Origin of the sequence: Collimonas antrihumi (assembly GCF_018304965.1) — a bacterium.
Taxonomy (GTDB): domain Bacteria; phylum Pseudomonadota; class Gammaproteobacteria; order Burkholderiales; family Burkholderiaceae_D; genus Collimonas; species Collimonas antrihumi.
This window is the reverse complement of record NZ_JAGQED010000003.1, coordinates 61,289-84,639: the sequence shown is the minus strand read 5'-3', so window position 1 is coordinate 84,639 and position 23,351 is coordinate 61,289. Positions and strand designations below refer to the sequence as shown.

Genomic DNA, 23,351 nt, shown 5'->3' with positions numbered 1-23,351 from the left:
ATCTCCATTCAACAAAGCATTTTGTATCCTCTAATTATACTTCGGCAAAATAGGGATTTCCCTGAAGTTTTCCTGACGATCAGGACCAACTGGGAACGGAGACCGTGTTCCTGAGAATTTCAGCGGCGTTCGCCGCCACCGAACGTTTGTAGCGCGAAAGATGCGGCGCCAGCGTGCCCAGCGCCAGGCAAGCGGCCTCCGTTGCTCGTCCCTGCAGCAGATAAGTAAGCGCAAGAATGGCCCGCGTTTCATCGTATAAAGCGGTGCCATAACCAGCTTCTGCATAACGTCCAAGCTGGGCTGCAAGCAGCAGCTCGCTCTCTTCCAGCCGCCCCAGCAAACGCAAAGTACTGCCGAGCTGGATCGAGGCGCGAGCCTGGCGATACGGATCGAGATCTTTGCTCGCCAGGGCGGCCCGATACAGCGGTTCCGCCGCCGATTCCAGTCCCGCTGTATCGCGCGCGCAGGCACGCTCGAACAAAGCCACGGCATCATTCGCCGGCCGCTCTGCCGCCAGCGCATCGATACCGCTTACCAGCGCCATGGGCGAAATCGTATCGACCTGTTGCCACAGCGCAGCTACACGGGCTTCCCACTCCTGCATGGCGCCGCTCATGCTTTCATGGCTGCCAAGGCGCTCTGCAGATCGTTTTTCAGGTCGGTAATATTTTCTACTCCGACCGACAACCTGACCAGTGAATCGCTGATCCCGAGCTTGGCCCGATGCTCTGCCGGAATGGTGGCATGGGTCATGATGGCGGGATGTTCGATCAAGCTCTCTACCCCACCCAGGCTTTCTGCCAGTGCAAAAATCTTGCAGTGTTCCAGGAAACGTTTGGCGCCGGCCAGGTCGCTATTGAGTTCTACCGAGATGATGCCGCCATAACCCTGCATCTGACGCTGCGCCAGTTCATGCTGCGGATGCGAAGCCAAACCCGGATAGTGGACCCGTTTAACCTCTGGCAGGCTTTCCAGCCAACTGGCCAGTCCGAGCCCATTTTCGCAATGACGCTCCACCCGCAACGCCAGCGTCTTGACACCGCGCAGGGCCAGGAAACTGTCGAACGGTCCGGCGATGGCGCCCACCGCATTTTGCAGGAATGCCAGGCGCTCGCGCCATTCTGCCTGGCGTGCTTCGCGGCCGACCACGGCGATGCCGCCGATGATGTCGGAATGTCCGTTCAGATATTTGGTGGTTGAATGCAGCACCACATCGAAGCCGAAGGTGAGCGGACGCTGCACCATCGGACTAGCGAAAGTATTGTCGGCGACGGCGATGATGCCACGCTCACGGCAGATCTTGGCGATCGCGGCCAGGTCAGCCAGTTTCAGCATCGGATTGGTCGGCGTTTCGACCCAGACCATTCTGGTTTCCGGCCGGATCGCTGCCAGCACATTGGCCGGATCAACCATGTCGACGAAACTGAACGACAGGCCGGCGCTGCGCTTGCGCACCTTGTCGAACAGACGATAGGTGCCGCCGTATAAATCGTCGCCGGCCACCACATGGGCGCCGCTATCGAGCAATTCCAGCACGTTGGCCGCGGCTGCCATACCGGATGCGAAGGCAAAACCCTGTGCACCCTCTTCCAGGTCGGCCACGCAGCGCTCCAGCGCCCAGCGTGTCGGATTGTGGGAGCGGCCGTAATCGAGCCCCTTGTTGACACCAGGGCTTTGCTGCACGAACGTCGAGGTGGCGTAAATCGGCGGCATGATGGCGCCGGTAGTGGGATCGGGAGCTTGCCCGGCATGAATCACGCGGGTGGCGAAATGCATGTCGGACGGATGCTCGGCATCGTTGCTGATGGTCATGACAGACTCCTTCGAAGATGGTTGAGCAGATCGAAACGGGTAATCAAACCGTAGAAGCGGTCGCCGTCGGCAATGATGGCGACCAGGCCACGGGCTAGCGTACTGCGTAGCGCATCGACACTTGCCGTCGGCGCCAGTTTTTCTATCGCGCTGGTCATGGTGCTGCTCACCGGATCGCTGAAATGGGCGGCATCGGCAGCGACTTTCAGCAGCACGTCGGATTCATCGATAATCCCGATCACGTGCTGGCCCCTCCCCTCCGCCTCCATCACCGGCAATTGCGAAACCTCCGCGCCGCGCATACGGTTAAACGCTGTCATCAAGGTATCGCCAGGCGCCACGCTGATGACGCTGCCCTCGTCGTAACGACGACCGATGATGTCGCGCAAATCGCCCGCCAGTTCGCGCTTGAGCAAACCCTGGTCGTGCATCCAGTTGTCGTTGTACATCTTCGACAGGTAACGCGTGCCGGTATCGCAAACGATTGTGACGACGCGTTTCGGCTTGCTCTGCTCACGGCAATAACGCAGCGCCGCCGCCAGCAAGGTGCCGGTCGACGAGCCGCCCAGGATGCCCTCCGCGCGCACCAGCTCGCGGGCGCTGCTGAAACTTTCTTCATCGCTGATCGTATACGTGTGCTTGACGCCGGACAGATCGGCGATGGCGGGCACGAAATCCTCGCCGATTCCCTCGACTGCCCAGGAACCCGGGATTGATTCTATTTTCCCGGTATTGACATATTCGGCCAGGATAGAACCTTTGGGATCGGCCAGGACAAACTCCAGCTCCGGCTGCGCCTTGCGGAAAAAACGCGTAAGCCCGGTAAGCGTGCCAGCCGAACCGACACCGCAGACGATGGCGTCGAGCTGGTGCCCGCATTGCTCCCAAATCTCGGGGGCAGTACTTTGTTCATGTGCCAGGGGATTGCTTGGATTGTTGAATTGGTCGGCATAGAAAGCACCTGGCATTTCACGCGCCAGGCGCGCTGCGTAATCCTGGTAATACTCGGGATGGCCCTTGCCGACATCCGATCGGGTCATATGGACCTCGGCGCCGAGCGCTTTCAGATGCTGTATTTTCTCCACCGACATTTTGTCCGGCACCACCAGGATCACACGATAGCCCTTGGCGCAAGCAACCAGCGCCAGGCCCAGGCCGGTATTGCCGGCGGTCGCTTCTATCACGATGCCGCCAGCTTGCAGACGGCCATCCTGTTCGGCCGCCTCTATCATGGACAGGCCGATACGGTCTTTGATAGACCCGCCGGGATTTTGCGATTCCAGCTTGAGGAAAAGCTGGCAGCAGCCGGTATCGAGCCGCGTCACTTCTATCAACGGCGTGTTGCCGATCAGGTCCAGCACTGCGGGGCGGCTTGACAAGTTCATGAGCAGATCTTCCTGTTAGAAAATCGACAGCGGTTGGGCTGCCTGCTTCAAAAAATACGACCAACCTATCTTATCAGTTCTTTGCCGGGTTATTTTAGTGCCTGAAACTTGGGTAACGAACTTGGGTAACACCTAAGCCGGCAATTTTGCCGGTGCGCCCAGAATCGGAAATGGAAAATGCACCGAAAAAATCGTCCCACCTGCAGCACCAGGCTCGACGGTGATCCTGGCGCCGTGATCTTTGGTGATATCGCGCACGATCGCCAGGCCTAAGCCGTTGCCGGCGACATGGTCGTCAAGCCGATGATAGCGGTTGAAAATCAACTCCTGCTCGGACGGCGCAATCCCCGGCCCCGAATCCTCAACCGAAAAAATCCCGCCATCCTTGCCTTGCAGCGTATTGACCGTGACGGTGCCGTTATGCGGAGAATAGCGGATGGCATTGTCAACCAGATTATCGATCAAATCCCGCAACAGGAAATGATCGCCCATTACACGCGTCGGCTGCAAATTGAAGCCGAGGTCGATATTCTTCGTGTGCGCCTGCTCGACGAAATGCTGGATCGATTCCTCCACCAGTTTGTTGAGCTCAACCACGCGCAAGCGCTCCTTCTCGAACTTGGCCGGTTCGGCGCGCGCCAGCGTTAGCAATTGATTGGTCTGGCGGATCATGCGCTCGGTCGACGACGTCATCAACGCGATCGAATGCGCGCTTTCCGGTTCGTTCGCGTGCCTCTGCAACAGCCATTCCAGCTGGGTCCGGAATCCTGCCAGCGGCGTGCGTAACTGATGTGCGACATTGGCGAGAAAATTCTGCTGCGCCTTGGCATCCAGTTGCACCTTGTCCAGCAAGCCGTTGATGGCCTTGACTACCGGGCTAAGTTCGAGCGGCACATGTTGTTCGTCCAGTGCCGACAAGTCGTCGCCGCTGCGCGCATTCAGGTCCAGTTTCATTTTTTTCAACGGTAGCAGACCCTTGCTGACCGCCAGCCAGATGGCGGCAATCAACACCAGGGCCAGTACCCCCTCCAGCAGCATCAACGCAAAAAATATCACTGAACGGATATGCGTGCGTTTGCGTAAAGTTTCGGCAACGCCGATGAATACCGGCTGATTGCCGATCATGGTTTTCAAGGCCACGACCCGTACCGGTTCACCGCGCATGAGGCCGTCGTAAGGAGTCGGATCGTTCAATTGTTCGTTTTGCGGCAACACGGGGAAATCTGCGTCGCCGGCGAGCAGCTTGCCCTGGCGGTCGCGCACCACCAGGAAGATGGCGTCGAAATGATCGACTCGCAACACTTGCTCGGCTTGCTTCGACAAATCGATTTCGACTTCCGCACCGGCCTCGTGCAAACGCGGAATCATGGCCCAGCCGGCATCCGCCAGGCTCTGGTCGAAAGCAATCTGGGCTGGAATCCAGGCCAGCCAATAAGTCAGGCCGGCGCCGACGAAATTGACAATCAGCAGCGGCACGATCAGCCACTTCAGCAGACTGATACGGATGCTGGGCATGCTCATGACTCGGTTTTTTCCAACATGTAGCCGAACCCGCGTATGGTCCGGATCTCGATCCCGGCATCGGCGATTTTCAAGCGGATCCTGGATATGTAGACCTCGACTGCATTTAGGGTCAGCTCTGCGCCCCAGGGCAAAATGGCGTCGATAATCTGCTGCCGCGATACCACGCGTGACGCTTGCTGCAGCAGATATTCAAGCACCGCCCATTCGCGCACCGACAGATCGATAGTCTTGCCGTTGATTTTTGCGCGCCGCGATGAAGTGTTCAGCGACAAGCCGCCCAAATGCATCTCAAGCGGTTGCGGCGCGCTACGACGCAGCAGCGCGCGTACCCGGGCCACCAGTTCCTGGGTAGCGAACGGCTTCACCAGATAATCATCCGCCCCTAGTTCGAGGCCGTAGACCCGGTCTTGCACCGAATCACGGGCGGTCAGCAGCAACACCGGCACATGGCTGCCCCGCGCACGCAGGCGGCGAATCACCTCGAAACCGTCGATACCCGGCAAGCCGATATCCAGCACCACCGCTGAAATTTCCGTGCGCTGTAGCAGCGCGTCGGCATCGTTACCGTTCTGCACCACATCGACCACCATGCCGTGGCCTTTGAAAATGCGCAAGATGCCATCTGCCAGCACTGAATCGTCTTCTACCAAAAGAATATGCATATGTCCTTCATCATTCTTGAAATCTGCCCCGGCGGAGGGCACCCATCCAATATTATTTTTATCGCAACAATTCGCGCCATGCCATGCCGTGCCGTGCCGTGCGCCAATTTTAATCGGTAGACGTCGCGTACAACGATGCCCTGCGATAATAAACGCTTGACCTAGAGCGCACTCTAACTTTTAGACTTTATTCCATGGCCACTACCATTACGATCCAACAAGCTGCGGCAGCTACCGGACTCAGCATCCACACTTTGCGCTATTACGAAAAGATAGGTTTGATCGATCCTGTCCCGAGGCAAAGCAATCAGCATCGCATGTATCGCCAGGAAGATCTGCTCTGGATCGAGTTCCTGCTCAGGTTGCGCGCCACAGGCATGTCGATACAGCAAATGCTGCGCTATGCCGAACTACGCAGGCTGGGGGAGCAAATTGGCAGTGTGTCAGAGCGCAAGGTAATGCTGGAACGGCATACGGTAGCGCTGGAAGCTGAACTGTTGGCGTTACAGGAAACGCTGGGGATATTACGCGACAAAATCGCGCTTTATGCCGGCCTGGAACAAAAATTGAAAGCCACCATCGACGCATAACGCATTTGGATAATATTGGAGAATCGCATGGAACAAAGCACTTACGAAAGAGGTTTGCAACGGTTAAAGGAAGTGGACGATATCGCTGGCGAGAAAGTGATCGACAGCCTGGCCGACATCTCTCCCGACCTGGGGCGCTATGTCATCGAATTCGGCTTCGGCGAAATCTATTCCCGCCCCGGACTCAGCTTGCAACAGCGCGAACTGGCCACGGTGGCGGCGCTTACTGCCATGGGCACGGCGCAACCGCAATTGAAGGTGCATCTGGCAGCCGCCTTGAATGTCGGCCTGTCACGCCAGGAGATTACAGAAACGATTATCCAGATGGCGCTGTATGCCGGTTTTCCTGCGGCATTGAATGGCATGTTTGCGGCGAAAGAAGTGTTTGCCGAACACGATAAGCTGGCCTGTTCGTAGGCGGTGAATACTAAGCGCGGCCGGAATCAAACTCGGTTCCGGCTCGCTCCGCTTGATCAGGACGGAGCCGCAGCACAGATTCCAGACGGCACATCAACAGAAAACCTGGCATGTGCGATTTTTAAACCACTTCGAGAATGATGATCCCGAAAACATCTGCCATGTGGACACCCGATAAAGCGTCCGACTGCCAGACGATGTGGCCATGGTGGCGGCCCTCGCAACACGGCGCAGGTTGAACTCTGCTGTGATTGAAGTCTAAGGGAGCAGCGCATTTTCAGGAAATACTGATTCTGGATATGGCTATAAGAAAAAACGATGGCTCACCGCCTTCGTCAATTACATCCAATACCTACCGCGCAAGAATTTTTGCATGCAGCCACTGACCACTGCGGCACAACTCGTCAGTCACCTCCAGCACCACCCGCTCAACCGCAGCCGCCGCAGTCGTCAGCGGAATATTCTTGGAAGAACACAAGGTCAGCGTGCGCGACAGCTTTGCGCCGCTGATCGCATAAGCCGTCATCTCGCCGCGCTTGATTTCCGGCAGCAGCGGCGCTACCGGCAAGATGGTGGCGCCGATATCCGCCAGGATGGCCGATTTCATGATCGTCACCGAACTGATTTCGATCACGTTATCAAGCGTCAGGCCGGCAGCCCGGGCCACGCTCTCGATGCGGGGCCGCACGCCGTGCTGAATGCCGGGCAATATCAGCTTTGCCTTGACGGCGCGTGCGAAAGTCACGGAACGGCGGGTTGTTGCATACTGAGAGCCGGTGCGCGTGATAAACATCATCTCTTCCTCAACCAGCGGCGTCGTAGCAAATGCAGTCAGCTGGCCGTCATCGAACAACACCGCCAGGTTGAGACGCCCGGTCTTCAATTGCTCGATCAGGTTGCCGGTCAATTCTTCCGTCAATTGCAGCGAAATATCCGGATATCTTTCACGCATTGCGGTCAGCAAGGGCAATGCCAGGGTACCGGAAGCACTTTGCGGGATGCCCAGGGCGACCGTGCCTGTCGGCTTGTCGGTCGACTGCGCGACAGCGGATTTGGCGTCGTTTACCTGTTTCAGGATCGCTTGCGCATGCTCGTAGAAAATCTTGCCGGCGTCGGTGGCAATCACCCCTTGTGCGGAGCGATGCAGCAGCTGTGCAGCCAATTCGTCTTCCAGTTGTTTGATCTGTTGCGTCAAGGCCGGCTGGGCGATATGCAACACCCGCGCGGCGCGCGACAGCGAACCATGATCGACGATGGCGACAAAATAGCGCAGTTGACGCAATTCCATAAAGCGCGGACCTCAAGATATGTGTGGGCGGTATGCTCGGCTAACTCATCTGGCACTCGCAGTGTAAACGACTTCTCCCTGCCAACCGTGAAATCGCCTCGTAGCCATTCCGCACCCGTACGGCTACAATGCCCTTCAGCAACATAGCAAAATCGAGATTTGCAGCTGTCGTTTTTTATACGTTTCTTATAAGTTCTTACAACTAAACCAATAGGCCGAGAGAGAGACATGTCCGACATTCCAAGCGCAACAAGTTCAACCAGCACTCCCGCCAGCAAAGCATTCGAAGCCGCCACCTATGCCAAGGTGACCTGGCGCCTGCTGCCCATGCTGTTCCTCTGCTATGTCGCCTCCTATCTGGATCGCGTGAATGTCGGTTTCGCCAAGCTGCAAATGCTGAACGACCTGAAATTCAGTGAAACCGTCTACGGTCTGGGCGCCGGGATTTTTTTCCTCGGCTACTTCATTTTTGAAATACCCAGCAACATGATTCTGCACAAGGTCGGCGCCCGGCTCTGGATCGCCCGCATCATGATCACCTGGGGCCTCATCTCCGGCGCCATGATCTTTGTCGATAGCCCGACCACGTTTTATGTCATGCGCTTCCTGCTTGGCGTGGCCGAAGCCGGCTTCTTCCCCGGCGTCATCCTGTATCTCACCTATTGGTATCCGGCTCACAGGCGCGGCAAGATGACGGCGCTGTTCATGACCGGGGTACCGATATCCGGCGTCATCGGCGGCCCGCTGTCAGGCTGGATCATGAAAGCCATGCCTGGCGTGCATGGCCTGGCAGGTTGGCAATGGATGTTTATCCTGGAGGCGATTCCCTCTTTGGTGCTGGGTGTTGTCGTGATCTTTTATTTGCAAGACCGGATCCGCGGCGCCAGCTGGCTGAGCGAGGAAGAAAAGCAATTGCTCGAATCGCATATACAGGCAGAAAGCAGCCAGAAGATAGAAGGCTCCCTGGGCCAGATGTTTGCCAATCCTCGCGTGTGGCTGATGGCGCTGATCTATTTTTGCTTCGTCATGGGCTTGTACGGCGTCAGTTTCTGGCTGCCGACCATTATCAAGACTACCGGCGTCACCGATACCTTCAACATCGGCATGCTGACGGCCATCCCATACGCCACAGCGGCAGTAGCGATGATCTTGATCGGCCAAAGCGCCGACGCAAGGCGCGAACGGCGCTGGCATGTGGCGATTCCGGCGCTGCTGGGCAGCATCGGCCTGATCCTGAGCACGGTCTACGATCACAATACGCTGCTAGCCATGTCGGCGCTGACCTTGGCAACCATTGGTATCATTACCGTATTGCCGTTGTTCTGGAGTTTGCCGACGGCGTTTCTCGGCGGCGCGGCGGCGGCGGCCGGGATTGCTTTGATCAATTCGCTCGGCAACCTGGCTGGTTTCGTCAGCCCTTACCTGGTCGGCTGGCTGAAAGACCAGACCCACAGCACCAACAGCGGCATGTTTGTATTGGCGGCGTCGCTGGTACTGGGCGCGTTGCTGACGCTCTCGGTGCCGAAGCACCTGGTGAACAAGTAACTCGCAGCTTTAACCGGATTGGCGCAAATCACCTACAGAAGGTAATGCCGTTAAGTTAAGCCACGAACGGTATTCTTTAGATGGACCAATGCGGTCACTCCGTCATCCCCGCGAACGCGGAGATCCATGTTGCAGAGTATGGTGGTTAAAATGGATTCCTTCGTTCGCGGGAATGACGTGCCAAGCGCTATAACCGGTAACCTTGACTTAACGGCATTACCTGCAGAAGGGAAAGGAACGGCATGCCAGCCCTCGAATTCAGAAATGCTACCGAAGCGGACATGCCGTTCCTGATCGCGCTGCGCAATGCCACCATGAACGAGCACCTGGAGCGGGTTAACGCCGCGCGCGACGAGGCCGCGCAACTGGCGCGCATCCAGGCTCTGTTCGAACATGCGCGAATCGTCTCCATGAATGGCCGGGATATCGGCTTGCTGAAAGCCTACAAGGAGCCAACGCGATGGAATATCGCGCAGATCCAGATTGCCCCGGAATTCCAGAGGCAAGGTCTGGGCCGGGCCATCATCGAAAAGGTCTTGAACGAAGCCAGCCGCGATCAATTGCCCACAACGCTGAGGGTATTGACCGGTAATCCGGCAAAGCGGCTATATGAAACGCTGGGTTTCAGGGAAGTCGGCCGGGAAGGTGTGGACCATCTGATGGTCTGCCCACCTCGGCCAAATCCATTCCCTGCTTCCACTTCTGCTTCCGCTTAAGCCGCACCCGTAATCCCAAACTCCCTCTCAAATAAAAAAACAGCAAAGTGCTTGCATTCAAACTCGCGTTGGATAATAATTTAAATGAGAATCATTACCATTTAAAGATATCCGCTCAAGGAGTATTTGATGAACAGTTCGCGCAAAGCAGCAGACCCGGCCGTAGCCGAGGACTATCGTACGCCGCCGGAGTTGTTGATTTCGGCGGTGTTGCACCTGATCTCTCAATACAATATGCACAACCTGGCGAGCGACGCCAGCGTGCAGTCGGCCAGGACGATTGAACGGCACTTGCGCACCCTGTCGGACTGGCCAGGACTGGCGCCGGTGCTGCGCGCCACTTGCCAGCAACTGTCGGAGCAATGGATCTCGATGATTGAACGTGCCTTACCCAAGCAAAAAAATGACCGTTCAGCGCTTCGTTCAACATTCATCACGCGCCTGATTTCGGGCACGCGCGCCCTCTGACGTCACGTCCTCCGACATCAATTATTAATGTAACCAATGCGCGTTTCAGCAAGTTTGCGAAACCGCCGATGTATTCCCCCGGAAGGGAGTAAATCCGTCTCTTGCCCGACCTGAAATGGTGATCGCCAACGACCTGCCCGTTGCTGACGATAACCGCCAAGTTTCAGCTCGTGCATCTGGCGGAGTGTGTGTCCTTATCGGCATTAGCCAGCACTGTAACGGTCTCTCCTCCTGCTACAGTCGATAGCCAAGCCGTTTTTTTCCAGAAATCAGCACAATCCTACGATGTTTGGTGGCCTTGTCCTACAATGGAAATTCCGTCGGCGACGTAGTATCGAGGCAGATGTAACCTGATTCTTCACTCGAAAATAGGAGCGCATATGATTTCCGGCCTGCACCTGACCCCCATCGTCTCGTTGATTGCGGGGGTGCTTATCCTGGCGATTCCACGCCTCCTGAACTACATTATCGCGCTGTATCTGATAGTTATCGGCCTGATTGGCTTGTTCGGCCGCTAAGTGATCCGGTCCGTGCCTGGATGCAAAATCCACACGGATTTGTCAATATTTTGCGCCATGCAGCAAGTGATGCTTGACAAGGCCCGACTTTATCTCATACATTAAGTGCATGTTTTCCACACGCACCCAATCCTGCTCTCTACTACACGTTGCTGGCGCCCTGCCTGCAATGCTGCTAGTGCCGCTACTAGCGCTATCGCTACTACGCGCACTATGATCTCGACCCCGTTCTGACGGGGACATCACTGGCAGCAATCGCACCAACTGCGCCAGACAAGAAATCAACGGCAGTAAAACTGAGATTCGTTAATGAATCTCGATTTTAAAGAGCAAGATCACATGTACTCCAAGCCACTTCGCTTTACCTTCTTCCGCTACAGCAACACGCTCGTCGCCATGCGTTTGCTTGCTTTGTTACCGCTGCTACTGCTATCGCTCCAGCTACTGCTACCGATCGGTTGCCTGGCCTCGCGTTAATTTTCGAGTGGCAGTCAGGCAGCCTTCTTGCTACTCCCGAATTCCGTTCCATTTCATCAGCACACTTCACCAGCTCCAAGAGAGGCCTAACATGATGTTGCACAATCCCGCTGTCAAGTATCGCCCGTTCCCGCCGATTCCATTGAGTGATCGCACCTGGCCCAATCAAGTCATCAGCGCTCCGCCGATCTGGATGAGCACCGATCTGCGCGACGGCAACCAGGCCCTGATCGAACCGATGGACGCCGATCGCAAGCTGCGCTTCTTCAAGTTGCTGGTGAAGATAGGCCTCAAGGAAATTGAAGTCGGCTTCCCTTCCGGTTCGCAAACCGATTTCGATTTTGTCCGCAAGCTGATTGAAGAAAACCACATCCCGGACGACGTCACCATCATCGTCCTGACCCAATCGCGCGATGACCTGATCCGCCGCACCGTCGATTCGCTCAAGAACGCCAAGCAAGCCATCGTCCACCTGTATAACCCGATCTCTCCGGCCTGGCGCCGCATCGTGTTCAACAAAAGCCGCGAAGAAGTCATGGAAATCGCTGTCTCCGGCACGCGCCTGATCAAGGAATTGACCGACGCCCGCCCGGAAACACAATGGCGTTATGAATATTCACCGGAAACTTTCAGCACCGCCGAGCTGGATTTTTCTAAAGAAATCTGCGATGCCGTGGTTGAAGCCTGGCAAGCCAGCCCGACGCGCAAAGTCATTCTCAATTTGCCGAGCACGGTCGAGTGCGCCACACCGAATGTATTTGCCGACCAGATCGAATGGATGCACCGCAATCTGGCGCGCCGCGATGCCACCATCATCAGCGTCCATCCACACAATGACCGCGGCACCGGCGTTGCCGCCGCCGAACTGGCCGTGATGGCTGGCGCCGACCGGGTTGAAGGCTGCTTGTTCGGCAACGGCGAACGCACCGGCAACGTCGACCTGGTGACGCTGGCTTTGAATTTGTACACCCAGGGCGTCAATCCTGGGCTCGATTTTTCCGACATCGACGAAGTACGCCAATGCGTCGAAGACTGCAACCAGATCCCGGTCCATCCGCGTCATCCGTATGTCGGCGACCTGGTCTTTACCGCCTTCTCCGGCTCGCATCAGGATGCGATCAAGAAAGGCTTCGCCGCGCAGAAGGCTGATGCTATCTGGGAAATCCCCTACTTGCCGATCGACCCGGCCGACCTCGGCCGCAGCTACGACGCCGTGATCCGCGTCAACAGCCAGTCCGGCAAAGGCGGCATGGCCTATCTGCTGGAACAGGAATACGGCCTGGCCATGCCACGCCGCCTGCAAATCGAATTCAGCCGTGCGATCCAGAAAGCGGCAGATGCAACCGGCAAGGAAATTGCCGCCAGCGACATCTACACCATCTTCAAGCAAGAGTACCTGGACAAGCAAACCCCTTACGTGTATCGCGGCCACCGCATGAGCGAAGATTCCAGCCAGGCACAGCCGGTCAAGATCGAAATCGACATCGTCCGCGATGGCCAGGTCCACACCTCGAGCGGCCATGGCAACGGCCCGATCGACGCCTTCGTCAATGCACTTGGACTGGATATCAAATTGATGGATTTCCATGAGCACGCCATCAGCGCCGGCGCCGACGCACAGGCCGCCAGCTATATCGAATTGCGCCTCAACGACGCTCCCACCGGTTTCGGTGTCGGCATCGACGCCAATACCTTGACGGCATCGTTCAAAGCTATCTTGAGCGCAGTAAACCGGCAAATTGAAATTGCCGGCAACGCGGCCAATCAGGGCATCGTCGACAACGCAGCGGCGGCCTAGTTTTTTTTTGATTATTTGATTGTCGTGGCGATCACACGGCAATCGATTTCAGTACAGCCCGGGTATTACCGTGCCGCGGGCTTGCACAGGGTTGCAGGACGCCAGCTACAAACCGGCATCCTGCGCACTGCCGCCTGGCTATAAATGCGACAATACGATTCCCGATTTGTTTAGCAAGAAACCTTTCTTCAGCCAGGTCCTTACATGTCCGCCAACTATCTACCGAAAGTACGGGATCAGTATGAATCCCTGCCTTACCCTCCCTGCAATCCGCAAGACGAAAAAAAACAATTGACAAGAACCTGGCTGGAAAGCCTGGCGATGATCAATCATTATTGCTTTTCAGGAAAACAATCGTTCAGGGAACACTTCCGGGTCTTGGTGGCAGGCGGCGGAACCGGTGACGCTACAATTTATCTGGCCGAACAATTACGCGACACCGATGCTGAAATCGTACATCTGGATTTAAGCCTGGCAAGCATAGCGCTTGCCCGTGAGCGAGCAGATATCAGAGGCTTGAAAAATATCACGTGGGTCCAGGATTCGCTGCTGAACCTGCCCGAACTTCAACTAGGCAAATTCGACTACATCAACTGCAGCGGCGTCCTGCACCATCTTGAAAATCCTGACGCCGGCTTGAAGATGCTGCGTGCCGTGCTCAAAGACACTGGCGCCATGGGCCTCATGGTCTATGCTACCCATGGCCGCACCGGCATCTACCAGATGCAAGAGTTGATGCGCCTGGTGAATAACAATAGTGACGATAGCGACAGTGGCAATGAATTAGACGTAGCCACCAGGATCGGCAACACAAAGGAGATTTTAAACACCTTGCCCGCTTCGAACTGGTTCATGCGTGGCGAAGACCTGCATCACGACCATAAATTGGGCGATGCCGGCATCTACGATTTGCTGTTGCACTCTCAGGACAGAGCGTACACGGTGGGACAGCTGTTTGACTGGATCCAGGATACGCACGGTCTTAACCTGGAGCTTACGGATGTTGGACGTGGACGCTCGCCCTACCTGCCGCACATGGTCTTGGGTAAAAAGCCGCCACGGAATTTGGATACCCTGAAGAAGCAATCAACCCGGCGCCAATATGAAATCGGCGAACTGCTGATTGGCGACATCATCACCCATTCATTTTATGTCACCCGGTCGGCAACCTGCAAAGCGCCGTATGGCGACGCCGATTACGTTCCGTTTTTCTATCACGAGCCTTTAACCGGCCCGCTGATGGCTCAGGTATTCGGTACGAACAAGGGACGCCCGTTTGCTCTCAATCATCAGCATTCAGGAATGGCGCTGACAGTGAACCCCGGAAAATACGGAGCAAAAATTTTACGTCATATCGACGGCAAGAACAGCTTCCAGCAAATCTTCGACACCATCCGGAAAGAACCGGAATTTAGCCACGCAGCGCCGAGCAATCAGGATTTTTTTGCCGATTTCCTTGAGTCCTTCGAGACGCTCAATGCGCTGGAGCGGCTGTTACTGCGGCACGTTTCGACAGATGAAATTCGGTAATGCAGATAGCACGAAAGAGCGCAATGCGCTCTTTCGTGCCATTCCAACTGATCAGACCGTTACCAGTTAATCAGCAAGCGGTAAGCGGTCTTTGATTCAACCCTGGCCAATCAAGCCATTGCCACTGCGCTGGTCAGATCGTTGATACGCGTACGCGCTGCCGCAAAGCCGGCTTCTTTCGCTTCAGGACCATAGTTAAGGCCGTCGGCGCGAACTATTTCGATATCGGTAATCCCGATGAAGCCGAACACCAATTTCAGATAGTCTTCATGGGCGATGCCAGTAGGGCTGCCTACATGTTTGCCGCCTGCGGTCGACACGATCACGACGCGCTTGCCTTTGACCAGGCCTTCAGGGCCCTTGTCGCTATAACGGAACGTAACGCCGGCGACACAAATCTGGTCGATCCATGCCTTGAGCTGGGTCGGCACGGTGAAGTTGTACATCGGCGCGCCGAGCACGATCACATCGGCTGCCAGGAATTCATTAAGAATCGCTTCGTTCAGTTCCACTTCCAGCTTTTGCGACAGATTGCGTTTTTCCACAGGTGTACCCTTGGCCGCAAAAGTCGCGCCGCTCAAATGGGCAGTAACGTCTTTGCTGAGGTCGCGGTAAGTCAGTTCAAGATCAGGGTCCGCGGCTTGCAGCGTTGCCACTACTTCACGGGTCAGTTGGCGTGAGGCAGAAGCGTCGCCGAGAATGCTGGAATCAATATGTAAGAGTTTCATGATATATGCCGTTTCGATTAAATTAAGAGTGGGTCAAAATCTATAGCGATCCGTACATCACGATGCCAACAGAGTTTGATTTACCTGGTTATCTGAACCATTGATGACATGCTACCTCCGCATCGATAATAGAACTAGATAGCAAAAATAAGATATATTGTTCTATATACAGAACAATGGATGATTATCATGCAAGATCTGAACGATCTGTATTTCTTCGCTAATGTGGTGCAGGAAGGCGGTTTTACAGCTGCCGGCCGTAGCCTGGGCATCCCTAAATCACGCTTATCCAGGCGCATATCGGAACTGGAAAGCCGGCTGGGTGCCAGGTTGCTACAGCGCAACACACGCGGGATCGCCATGACCGACCTCGGCAATCGCTATTACCAGCATTGCCAGGTAGTGATTGCCGCCGCCGAGGCGGCCGAGCTGGCAGTCACCAGCTCGCTGGCGGAACCGAGCGGCACGGTACGGGTTAGCTGCGTGGTGCCGATTGCCCAGTCCGAAGTGGCCACAGCGCTGCCGGCATTCCTGGAACGCTACCCGAAGGTGAATATCGACCTGGTGTTTACCAACCGCCGCGTCAACCTGCTGGAAGAAGGGATCGATGTCGCAGTAAGGGTAAGAGCTCCAGAAGATGAAGATCCGAACCTGGCTACCAGGCGTTTGCGCGCTGCCACCGGCCTGCTGGTGGCAGCGCCTGATCTGATGTCCAGGTACGCAGTTCCGCAGCATCCACGCGACCTGGTGAAACTGCCCTTCCTCGGCGCCGCCGAGCGTGACCGCCGCGTCCACCTGCAACTCGATGGCCCGCACAACGACCGTTACGAACTGGTGGCGGAACCACGGCTGGCGGTAGAAGATTTTGCGTTGCGCAAACTGGCGGCGCTGCGTAGCCTGGGCTTGACCATGCTGCCGAGCGATTACTGCATGGAAGAACTGCGCCAGGGAACCCTTGTGCATGTGCTGCCGGAATGGACCATGCCGGCCGGCCATGTGCAGGTGGTCTATCCGACCCAGAGAGGCTTGCTACCTGCTGTACGCGTGTTTGTGGATTTCCTGATCGCGCATTTGAGCAAGCTGTAAGCCGTAAAGACTCAGGAACGCGCCAGCCGGATTCCGCTGAACTGCCAGCGCGCAGTTGCAGGAAAAAAATTACGATAACTCAGGCGTGCATGGCCGTCAGGCGTGGCTAATGAAGAACCACGCAACACGTATTGATTCACCATGAACTTGCCGTTGTATTCGCCCACTGCTCCCGGCAATGCTACATAGCCGGGATATGGCGCATAGCTGCTGGTGGTCCATTGCCAGGCCACGCCAAAGTAATCTGCTGCGGAATCTGCTACCTGGGCCGCCGCCGCAAGCTCCCACTCCGCCTCGGTGGGCAACCGCGCGCCGGCCCAACGCGCATAAGCCTCGGCTTCAAAAAAGGAAATGTGGGTGACCGCCTCATGCAAGGCTAACGGCTGCAAGCCGTGCAAGGTAAATTCGCGCCAGGAAGAATCGAATTGCGTATACGCCGCTTGCCAATATAACGGCCGCGTCAGTTTCTGCTGCTGCACCCATTCCCAGCCGGCAGCCAGCCACAACAAAGGATTCTGGTAGCCGCCAGCTTCCACAAAAGCCAGGTATTCGCCGTTGCTGACCAGTCGCGACGCCATGGAAAACGGTTCGACGAACTGCCGGTGCCGCGGCGTTTCATTATCGAAAAAAAATCCCTTTCCGGCATGCCCGATCTCGACAATCCCGGCTTCAAATGGCTGCCATTGCAAGGCCGTCGCCATAGCAGTATTATCAGCCGCCTCTGCCATCGCATCCGACGTCAGGTACGGCGGCTGCAAGGGATTCATGGATAGCAAATGCTTGATATCGGTCAGCATTAATTCCTGATGCTGCTGTTCGTGCTGCAATCCAAGTTCGACCAGCGCAGTCAATTGCTGCCTCAGGTCCGGCGCCAGTGCTTGCCCCAGCAAAGCCAGCAGCCGTTGATCGACGTTCTGCCGATAAGCCTGTACTTCAGCCAGCGAAGGCCGGGTCATCAAACCGCGTTGCGCACGCGGGTGCTGCTCGCCTACTCCTTCATAATACGAATTGAACAGAACCCGGAAGGCTGGATGAAACGGCTGGAAGCCGGTTTCAAATTGTTCGAGGATGAAGGTTTCAAAAAACCAGGTGGTATGCGCCAGATGCCATTTGGCAGGACTGGCGTCCGGCATCGATTGCACGCAGCAATCCTCTGCCGACAACGGCTGCACCAGCCTGCCGGTCTGGCCGCGTATCGTGGAAAACGCTCTGGCCAGCTCATTTGCCGGCTTATTTGCCAACGCATTTTTCAACTTTTGCATCGCGCTCCTGTCAGGCTCGTTCAGGCTACCTGGGCATGGCAAACCATGAACCAGTTGTTCGGATCGCACCAGGTCTGCACCGCGCCGAATCCGGCTTGCTGCAACATGTCGACAAACCCTTCCCGGGTGTATTTGTAGCTGCTTTCGGTATGGATCCGCTCGCCCCGCGCAAAACGCCGCACGCCGCCATTCTGCCAATGGACGGTGAGCTCGTGCCTGGCTTCCAGATGCATTTCTATGCGATGCTGTTCGCTATTGTAGAAAGCCCGATGACGCCAGTCTTTCGGACGGAAATCGGCATCCAGCAAGCGATTTACATGATGCAGCAGATTCAGGTTGAACGCTGCGGTGACACCCAGCGAGTCGTCGTATGCCGGATTCAATATCGCCTTGTCCTTGATCAGGTCGACCCCGATCAGCAGGCCGCTGCCGTCGCTGCTGCCGATGCCCTTGCGAATCCGGCGCAGGAACATCAACGCCTCCAGCGGCGCGAAATTACCTATCGATGACCCCGGATAAAAAAACTGCCGGCGATCCATGCCTAACGCTGCCGGCAGCTCCAGCTCGGAAGAAAAATCCATGCCCAGGCAGGTCATCTCGATCTGGGGAAATTGCTGCTGCAGCGCATTCACCGCTTCCTCCAGGAATTGCACCGAGATATCGACAGCCACATATTGCCTGGGCTGCAAACTCGGAAACAACCGTGCCGCCTTGCTGCAATTGCCTGCCCCCAGATCGATCAGAATCGCATCGGGTCCGACGGCAGCGGCAATCTGCTGCGCATGCAGCGCGAAGATCGCCGTTTCGGTACGCGTCGGATAATACTCAGGCAGCTCGCAAATCGCGGCGAACAGGCGAGAACCGAGAACGTCGTACAGATATTTGGGAGAGGTATGTGCGTGCGCCGCCAGCAGGCCGGCCACCAGTTGCTGCTGAATCTCGTCCTGCGCAACGCAATTTTGCGCTGGTTGCGACAATTGAGCCAAAGGATTCTCCTGAGATGGCAATCATTAAGAAATTACACATTTCACTACAGGAATTCGGTTCCGCTCCATTGAGAGCCTGCGCTACGGCGCAACATCCACTACACTAGCAAACGCAAACTGCTACGCAAAGCCAGGCACGCTGTACAAAGTATATCGATATTCGTTTAATGGATGAAGTTCCCTTTCAAGAGAATGCGTATGAACGCATATTTCAGGCGATTTCGAGCCCGGCTTTTAACCGATTGCAATACAAATACATGAAATATTGACACAAAACCATTTTTCGCGAGGCCTCGTCGCAAGACCACGCAGTTCGGCCTCGTTATATGACCTCGTCGCAAGACCTTGCAATAGCGTTGCCAGACCAAGCTTGCAGCGAATCGCGCTGCCCTCCACTGAAACCGACATGACAACCATCACTTCCAAAGAACCTGAAAAACGCAGTCTGAGCACGCTCATCGGGCTGGTTCCCTTCCTGGCCCCGTATAAACGGCAATTTGTAATGGCCAGCCTGGCTCTGCTGGTGGCCGCCGGCGCCACCCTGGCGATTCCCTATGCATTCCGGCAGATGATCGATCTGGGCTTCAGCACCGGCGGCATTCAGGGCGCCAATCACATCGACATGTATTTCCTGGCCTTGTTCGGCGTCGCCTGCGTGTTGGGAGTCGCCACCGCGGCGCGCTTTTACATGGTGTCCTGGCTTGGCGAGCGGGTCACGGCCGACTTGCGCAGCGCGGTCTACTCGCACGTCGTCACGCAAAGCCCGCAGTTTTTTGAAACCACCAAGACTGGCGAAGTGCTGTCGCGTATCACCACCGATACCACGCTGATCCAGGCGCTGGTCGGCACCAGTATTTCGATGGCCTTGCGCAACGCCCTGCTATTCATCGGCGGCATGATCATGTTGTTCATCACCAGCGTCAAGCTGAGCGCGATCATCCTGGTCATGCTGGCACTGGTGGTGCTGCCGATCGTCTGGTACGGCCGCCGCGTGCGCAAGCTGTCGCGCGCCTCGCAGGACCGGGTGGCCGATGCTTCGGCGATGGCTGGCGAGATTCTCAATGCGATGCCGACGGTGCAAGCCTTCACCCATGAGAACATTGAAGCGCAGCGCTTCGACGTCTCGATTGAAAATGCCTTCGGCACAGCGATGGAACGCATCCGCGCGCGTTCCCTGCTGACCATGATGGCGATCCTGCTGGTGTTCGGCGCCATCGTGTTTGTGCTCTGGCTGGGCGCCCATGCCGTGGTTCAGGGCCGCATGAGCGGCGGCGAGCTCGGCCAGTTTATCTTGTACGCCGCGTTGCTGGCGGGCTCCATCGGCGCCTTGGCCGAAGTCATGGGCGATGCTCAACGCGCCGCCGGCGCCACTGAACGGTTGCTGGAATTATTGTCGGCGCAGTCGCCGGTGCAATCTGTATTGCTGCCGGATACGCTGCCGCCGCGCACTGTACAAGGTGCGGCATTAACTTTGGAAAACATCGGTTTCCGCTATCCGTCGCGCCCGGAGAGCGCCGCCCTGTCTGGCCTGTCGCTGGACATCCGGCCGGGTGAGACCGTCGCCCTGGTCGGCCCTTCCGGCGCCGGCAAAACCACCCTGTTCCAGCTGTTGCTGCGCTTTTACGATCCGCAGCAAGGCAGCGTCAAGCTCGATGGCGTCGACATCAAATATCTCGATCTGCATACCTTGCGCAACGCCATCGGCATCGTGCCGCAAGACACTATCATTTTCTCCGCCAATGCGATGGAAAACATTCGCTACGGCCGGGTCGGCGCCACCGACGCAGAAGTTATCGCCGCAGCAAAAATGGCTGCCGCCCATGAGTTCATTGAACGTCTGCCGGAAGGCTACCAGGCATTCCTCGGCGAACGCGGCGTGCGTCTGTCCGGCGGCCAGCGGCAGCGTATTGCGATTGCCCGTGCGCTGTTGAAAAATCCGCCGCTGTTGCTACTGGATGAAGCCACCAGCGCGCTCGACGCCGAGTCTGAACGCGCCGTACAAGGCGCGCTGGAAGCGGCGATGGTCGGCCGCACTACCCTGGTCATCGCCCATCGCCTGGCTACCGTGCAGCGCGCCGACCGCATCATCGTGCTGGAACACGGCCATATAGTCGAAACCGGCAATCACGCCGAACTGGTCGCCCAAAACGGCTTGTACGCCAGCCTGGCGGCATTGCAGTTCAACGGCCTGGTCGACGCATAAGCCGACACATAAGCCGACGCATAAGCAAACCCACAGGAAAACAACATGACCTTTTTATTTTCCCCATTGAAGTTACGCGATGTGACGCTGGCGAACCGGATTGCCGTTGCGCCGATGTGCCAGTATTCGGCAGAAGACGGCTTCGCCAATGACTGGCATCTGGTGCATCTTGGCAGCCGCGCGGTCGGCGGCGCCGGCCTGATCATTTTCGAAGCCAGCGCGGTGCTGCCGCAGGGTCGTATTTCGCCGCAGGATCTCGGCATCTGGAAAGATGAACATATCGCGCCGCTGCGCCGCATCACCCGTTTTATCGAGCAGCAAGGCACGGTCGCAGGCATCCAGCTGGCCCATGCCGGCCGCAAAGCCAGCGTCTGGCGTCCCTGGGAAGAACGGCAAGGGCGAGTCGAACCGGAGCAAGGCGGCTGGCAAACCGACGGGCCATCGGCGATTCCGTTTGACGCCAGCTACACCACACCCGGAGCGCTCACCGTCGATGGCATAAAAAGCATCGTAAAGGCATTTGCCGATGCCGCGCTGCGCGCGCATCAAGCTGGATTCAAGGTGGTTGAAATCCATGCAGCGCATGGTTATCTGCTGCATCAGTTTTTATCGCCGATCAGTAATCATCGCACCGACCAGTACGGCGGCTCGTTTGAAAATCGCGCACGGCTGGTGCTGGAAGTGGCGGCGGCGGTGCGCCAGGTCTGGCCGGAGCAACTGCCATTGCTGGTACGTCTGTCCGCTACGGACTGGATTGACGGCGGCTGGAATGTCGACGAAACCGTGGCCTTGAGCGGCCTGTTGCGTGAGGCCGGGGTCGATCTGATCGACGTTTCCAGTGGCGGCAATATTGCAGCTGCCACCATCCCGGTAGGCCCGGGCTACCAGACACAATTCGCCGCAAGAGTCAGGAAAGAGGCTGGCATCGCCTGCGGCACGGTCGGCATGATTACCGATCCCGGCCAGGCCGAACACATCCTGCGCACCGAACAAGCCGATCTGGTGTTGATGGCGCGCGAACTGTTGCGCGATCCTTATTGGCCGTTGCACGCAGCCGATGCACTGCACGATGTCACTTCATGGGCGCCGCAATACATGCGCGCAACTACACGAAAATCGCCGCAGCGGCCAACGGTCGACTACAGCGATAATTGAGGTAACGGATGTAGGGTGTGGGCACTGGTGCCCACGCGTGAACTCACTCCGCGTACATGCCTATTTCCGTGTCACGAGAGTCGGCACTCCGGTTATCGCGGTAACAGCGTGGGCAACATTGCCCACCCTTCTTTCTTATTTTTTACCCGACTTGCCCAGGTCGGCCGACACTTCGGCAATCAGCCGCCGCAGCCACACCACATCCGGCGCCACATGCGAGCGCGCATGCCACAGCATGTAAAAACGCATTTTCGGCATATCGAACGGCAGTGTAAACATGCCTATCGGCCAATCCGCGATGATGTGCTCGGCAAATTGCCGGCCGGTGGTAAAAATCAAATCCGATTTCGCCAGCACATGCGGCACCAGCGCAAAATACGGAATCGTCACCTGCACATTGCGCTTCAAGCCTTGCTCGGCCAAGGCAGCATCGATACCGCTGCGATGCCCTTCAATATAGGGCGTCGGCGCCAGATGCGGCATTTCCAGATAATACTTCAGGGTCAACCCCTTCTTGGCTACCGGATGATCGCGATGCATCATGCAGACCACATCGTCATCGAACAATTGCGCCAGGTGCAGATGCTCGGGCGGATCGGGCCAGTTGCCGATCACCAGGTCGAAGCGGCCGTTTTCCAGTGCGTTGGCGTAATCCAGATTGGCATCCAGCGCATGCACCATCAGGCTGGCGCCGGGCGCGCGCCGGCGCAGCTGCTCGATGATGGAAGGGATCAGCAGCATGTTCAGGTAATCCGGCGTGGCGATATGAAATACCCGCGCCGTGCTGTCGGCCTCGAAAGCCGCTACCGGCGCTGCGATTCGTTCGATGACTTCCAATCCCTGTTTCGCCAGCGCCAGCAATTCCTGCCCGCGTTCGGTAGGCACCATGCCGGTTTTGCCGCGCACCAGGATGGCGTCGCCGGTCAGTTCGCGCAGGCGCTTGAGCGTATTGCTGATGGTCGGCTGCGATTGGCCTAACTTGATTGCGGTACGCGAGACGCTCTTTTCCACCAACAAGGTGTGCAAAACGCGTAGCAAGTAGGTATCGAGGTGATGATTGGTACGGGATGTCATGGGCGGCGCTAAAATTAGTATAGGGATGCGAACGTTCAGACAAGAATATTGCACAATAAACCTCACTAGCATAACGGATATGCCTGTGCATGGGTAGACGTCGCCAAAGCACGACAGGCGTGACTTC

The 23,351-nt window shown here is 56.8% G+C and carries 22 protein-coding genes; 12 read left to right on the top strand and 10 right to left on the bottom strand.

Features of this window, described 5'->3' with window-relative positions; genetic code table 11:
* Window positions 1-79 precede the first annotated feature (79 nt).
* From KHU29_RS04360 to KHU29_RS04340, 5 genes are all read right to left on the bottom strand, one after another.
* On the bottom strand, window positions 80-616 hold the full coding sequence (locus tag KHU29_RS04360) for a tetratricopeptide repeat protein (RefSeq protein WP_211451470.1): 537 nt from the start codon (window positions 614-616) through the stop codon (window positions 80-82).
* Entirely contained in the window at window positions 613-1,812 is a 1,200-nt protein-coding gene (locus tag KHU29_RS04355) for a trans-sulfuration enzyme family protein (protein ID WP_211451469.1), read from the bottom strand. Before KHU29_RS04355 ends, KHU29_RS04360 begins: the two co-directional genes overlap by 4 nt.
* Window positions 1,809-3,197: a pyridoxal-phosphate dependent enzyme gene (locus KHU29_RS04350; RefSeq protein ID WP_211451468.1), complete on the bottom strand. Its 1,389-nt coding sequence runs from the start codon at window positions 3,195-3,197 to the stop codon at window positions 1,809-1,811. The genes KHU29_RS04355 and KHU29_RS04350 overlap by 4 nt, the downstream gene beginning before the upstream one ends.
* A 132-nt stretch (window positions 3,198-3,329) precedes the next feature.
* Complete coding sequence (locus tag KHU29_RS04345) at window positions 3,330-4,718, bottom strand: sensor histidine kinase (RefSeq protein WP_343216024.1); 1,389 nt, start codon at window positions 4,716-4,718, stop codon at window positions 3,330-3,332.
* Window positions 4,715-5,383 carry a response regulator transcription factor gene (locus tag KHU29_RS04340; protein WP_211451467.1) on the bottom strand — a complete coding sequence of 223 codons (669 nt, stop codon included), beginning with the start codon at window positions 5,381-5,383 and terminating at the stop codon, window positions 4,715-4,717. Before KHU29_RS04340 ends, KHU29_RS04345 begins: the two co-directional genes overlap by 4 nt.
* A 194-nt stretch (window positions 5,384-5,577) precedes the next feature.
* Here KHU29_RS04340 and KHU29_RS04335 point away from each other — a divergent pair, with 194 nt between their 5' ends.
* Both KHU29_RS04335 and KHU29_RS04330 read left to right on the top strand, forming a co-directional pair.
* The gene (locus KHU29_RS04335) at window positions 5,578-5,973 is read left to right on the top strand and encodes a MerR family transcriptional regulator (protein ID WP_211451466.1); all 396 of its coding nucleotides are present in this window, start codon (window positions 5,578-5,580) and stop codon (window positions 5,971-5,973) included.
* A 15-nt stretch (window positions 5,974-5,988) separates the two neighbouring features.
* Window positions 5,989-6,390 (top strand): carboxymuconolactone decarboxylase family protein, encoded by a 402-nt coding sequence (locus KHU29_RS04330; RefSeq protein WP_211451465.1) that lies wholly within the window; start codon window positions 5,989-5,991, stop codon window positions 6,388-6,390.
* A gap of 352 nt (window positions 6,391-6,742) precedes the next feature.
* Here the strand turns inward: KHU29_RS04330 and KHU29_RS04325 are convergent, their stop codons facing one another.
* Window positions 6,743-7,678, bottom strand: a complete 936-nt coding sequence (locus KHU29_RS04325) for a LysR substrate-binding domain-containing protein (protein WP_211451464.1) — start codon at window positions 7,676-7,678, stop codon at window positions 6,743-6,745.
* A gap of 228 nt (window positions 7,679-7,906) precedes the next feature.
* Between KHU29_RS04325 and KHU29_RS04320 the strand changes: the two genes are divergently transcribed.
* From KHU29_RS04320 to KHU29_RS04290, 7 genes are all read left to right on the top strand, one after another.
* Window positions 7,907-9,223 (top strand): MFS transporter, encoded by a 1,317-nt coding sequence (locus KHU29_RS04320; RefSeq protein ID WP_211451463.1) that lies wholly within the window; start codon window positions 7,907-7,909, stop codon window positions 9,221-9,223.
* A gap of 242 nt (window positions 9,224-9,465) precedes the next feature.
* Window positions 9,466-9,939: a GNAT family N-acetyltransferase gene (locus tag KHU29_RS04315; RefSeq protein WP_211451462.1), complete on the top strand. Its 474-nt coding sequence runs from the start codon at window positions 9,466-9,468 to the stop codon at window positions 9,937-9,939.
* 129 nt (window positions 9,940-10,068) lie between these two features.
* The gene (locus KHU29_RS04310) at window positions 10,069-10,407 is read left to right on the top strand and encodes a hypothetical protein (protein WP_211451461.1); all 339 of its coding nucleotides are present in this window, start codon (window positions 10,069-10,071) and stop codon (window positions 10,405-10,407) included.
* Window positions 10,408-10,787: 380 nt separating this feature from the next.
* The gene (locus KHU29_RS04305; RefSeq protein ID WP_211451460.1) at window positions 10,788-10,925 is read left to right on the top strand and encodes a DUF3096 domain-containing protein; all 138 of its coding nucleotides are present in this window, start codon (window positions 10,788-10,790) and stop codon (window positions 10,923-10,925) included.
* A gap of 309 nt (window positions 10,926-11,234) precedes the next feature.
* Window positions 11,235-11,402 carry a hypothetical protein gene (locus KHU29_RS04300; RefSeq protein WP_211451459.1) on the top strand — a complete coding sequence of 56 codons (168 nt, stop codon included), beginning with the start codon at window positions 11,235-11,237 and terminating at the stop codon, window positions 11,400-11,402.
* Between the two features lie 91 nt (window positions 11,403-11,493).
* The gene (gene leuA, locus KHU29_RS04295; RefSeq protein WP_211451458.1) at window positions 11,494-13,200 is read left to right on the top strand and encodes a 2-isopropylmalate synthase; all 1,707 of its coding nucleotides are present in this window, start codon (window positions 11,494-11,496) and stop codon (window positions 13,198-13,200) included.
* 204 nt (window positions 13,201-13,404) lie between these two features.
* A complete protein-coding gene (locus tag KHU29_RS04290) occupies window positions 13,405-14,730 on the top strand; it encodes a class I SAM-dependent methyltransferase (protein WP_211451457.1) in 1,326 nt (441 codons plus the stop codon).
* Window positions 14,731-14,840: 110 nt separating this feature from the next.
* Here the strand turns inward: KHU29_RS04290 and KHU29_RS04285 are convergent, their stop codons facing one another.
* Complete coding sequence (locus KHU29_RS04285; protein ID WP_211451456.1) at window positions 14,841-15,458, bottom strand: FMN-dependent NADH-azoreductase; 618 nt, start codon at window positions 15,456-15,458, stop codon at window positions 14,841-14,843.
* Window positions 15,459-15,647: 189 nt separating this feature from the next.
* Here KHU29_RS04285 and KHU29_RS04280 point away from each other — a divergent pair, with 189 nt between their 5' ends.
* A complete protein-coding gene (locus tag KHU29_RS04280; protein ID WP_246541490.1) occupies window positions 15,648-16,544 on the top strand; it encodes a LysR substrate-binding domain-containing protein in 897 nt (298 codons plus the stop codon).
* Window positions 16,545-16,555: 11 nt separating this feature from the next.
* Here the strand turns inward: KHU29_RS04280 and egtB are convergent, their stop codons facing one another.
* Both egtB and egtD read right to left on the bottom strand, forming a co-directional pair.
* Window positions 16,556-17,806: an ergothioneine biosynthesis protein EgtB gene (gene egtB / locus KHU29_RS04275; RefSeq protein ID WP_211451454.1), complete on the bottom strand. Its 1,251-nt coding sequence runs from the start codon at window positions 17,804-17,806 to the stop codon at window positions 16,556-16,558.
* A 20-nt stretch (window positions 17,807-17,826) separates the two neighbouring features.
* A complete protein-coding gene (gene egtD / locus KHU29_RS04270; RefSeq protein ID WP_211451453.1) occupies window positions 17,827-18,792 on the bottom strand; it encodes an L-histidine N(alpha)-methyltransferase in 966 nt (321 codons plus the stop codon).
* A 406-nt stretch (window positions 18,793-19,198) separates the two neighbouring features.
* Here egtD and KHU29_RS04265 point away from each other — a divergent pair, with 406 nt between their 5' ends.
* Together KHU29_RS04265 and KHU29_RS04260 are read left to right on the top strand one after the other, a co-directional pair.
* Window positions 19,199-20,995 carry an ABC transporter transmembrane domain-containing protein gene (locus KHU29_RS04265; RefSeq protein WP_211451452.1) on the top strand — a complete coding sequence of 599 codons (1,797 nt, stop codon included), beginning with the start codon at window positions 19,199-19,201 and terminating at the stop codon, window positions 20,993-20,995.
* 45 nt (window positions 20,996-21,040) lie between these two features.
* Complete coding sequence (locus KHU29_RS04260; protein ID WP_211451451.1) at window positions 21,041-22,150, top strand: NADH:flavin oxidoreductase/NADH oxidase; 1,110 nt, start codon at window positions 21,041-21,043, stop codon at window positions 22,148-22,150.
* A gap of 135 nt (window positions 22,151-22,285) precedes the next feature.
* Here KHU29_RS04260 and KHU29_RS04255 read toward each other — a convergent pair whose 3' ends face one another.
* Window positions 22,286-23,224: a LysR family transcriptional regulator gene (locus tag KHU29_RS04255; RefSeq protein WP_211451450.1), complete on the bottom strand. Its 939-nt coding sequence runs from the start codon at window positions 23,222-23,224 to the stop codon at window positions 22,286-22,288.
* Window positions 23,225-23,351: the final 127 nt, after the last annotated feature.

Bases quoted from the DNA above. Each gene is read 5' to 3' on its own strand.
- KHU29_RS04340 (WP_211451467.1), bottom strand. From the start codon at position 5,383: ATGCATATTCTTTTGGTAGAAGACGATTCAGTGCTGGCAGATGGCATC.
- KHU29_RS04320 (WP_211451463.1), top strand. From the start codon at position 7,907: ATGTCCGACATTCCAAGCGCAACAAGTTCAACCAGCACTCCCGCCAGC.
- KHU29_RS04280 (WP_246541490.1), top strand. From the start codon at position 15,648: ATGCAAGATCTGAACGATCTGTATTTCTTCGCTAATGTGGTGCAGGAA.
- KHU29_RS04300 (WP_211451459.1), top strand. From the start codon at position 11,235: ATGAATCTCGATTTTAAAGAGCAAGATCACATGTACTCCAAGCCACTT.
- KHU29_RS04315 (WP_211451462.1), top strand. From the start codon at position 9,466: ATGCCAGCCCTCGAATTCAGAAATGCTACCGAAGCGGACATGCCGTTC.
- KHU29_RS04265 (WP_211451452.1), top strand. From the start codon at position 19,199: ATGACAACCATCACTTCCAAAGAACCTGAAAAACGCAGTCTGAGCACG.
- KHU29_RS04335 (WP_211451466.1), top strand. From the start codon at position 5,578: ATGGCCACTACCATTACGATCCAACAAGCTGCGGCAGCTACCGGACTC.
- KHU29_RS04260 (WP_211451451.1), top strand. From the start codon at position 21,041: ATGACCTTTTTATTTTCCCCATTGAAGTTACGCGATGTGACGCTGGCG.
- leuA (WP_211451458.1), top strand. From the start codon at position 11,494: ATGATGTTGCACAATCCCGCTGTCAAGTATCGCCCGTTCCCGCCGATT.
- KHU29_RS04310 (WP_211451461.1), top strand. From the start codon at position 10,069: ATGAACAGTTCGCGCAAAGCAGCAGACCCGGCCGTAGCCGAGGACTAT.
- KHU29_RS04290 (WP_211451457.1), top strand. From the start codon at position 13,405: ATGTCCGCCAACTATCTACCGAAAGTACGGGATCAGTATGAATCCCTG.
- KHU29_RS04345 (WP_343216024.1), bottom strand. From the start codon at position 4,718: ATGAGCATGCCCAGCATCCGTATCAGTCTGCTGAAGTGGCTGATCGTG.
- KHU29_RS04305 (WP_211451460.1), top strand. From the start codon at position 10,788: ATGATTTCCGGCCTGCACCTGACCCCCATCGTCTCGTTGATTGCGGGG.
- KHU29_RS04285 (WP_211451456.1), bottom strand. From the start codon at position 15,458: ATGAAACTCTTACATATTGATTCCAGCATTCTCGGCGACGCTTCTGCC.
- egtB (WP_211451454.1), bottom strand. From the start codon at position 17,806: ATGCAAAAGTTGAAAAATGCGTTGGCAAATAAGCCGGCAAATGAGCTG.
- KHU29_RS04360 (WP_211451470.1), bottom strand. From the start codon at position 616: ATGAGCGGCGCCATGCAGGAGTGGGAAGCCCGTGTAGCTGCGCTGTGG.
- KHU29_RS04255 (WP_211451450.1), bottom strand. From the start codon at position 23,224: ATGACATCCCGTACCAATCATCACCTCGATACCTACTTGCTACGCGTT.
- KHU29_RS04355 (WP_211451469.1), bottom strand. From the start codon at position 1,812: ATGACCATCAGCAACGATGCCGAGCATCCGTCCGACATGCATTTCGCC.
- KHU29_RS04350 (WP_211451468.1), bottom strand. From the start codon at position 3,197: ATGAACTTGTCAAGCCGCCCCGCAGTGCTGGACCTGATCGGCAACACG.
- KHU29_RS04325 (WP_211451464.1), bottom strand. From the start codon at position 7,678: ATGGAATTGCGTCAACTGCGCTATTTTGTCGCCATCGTCGATCATGGT.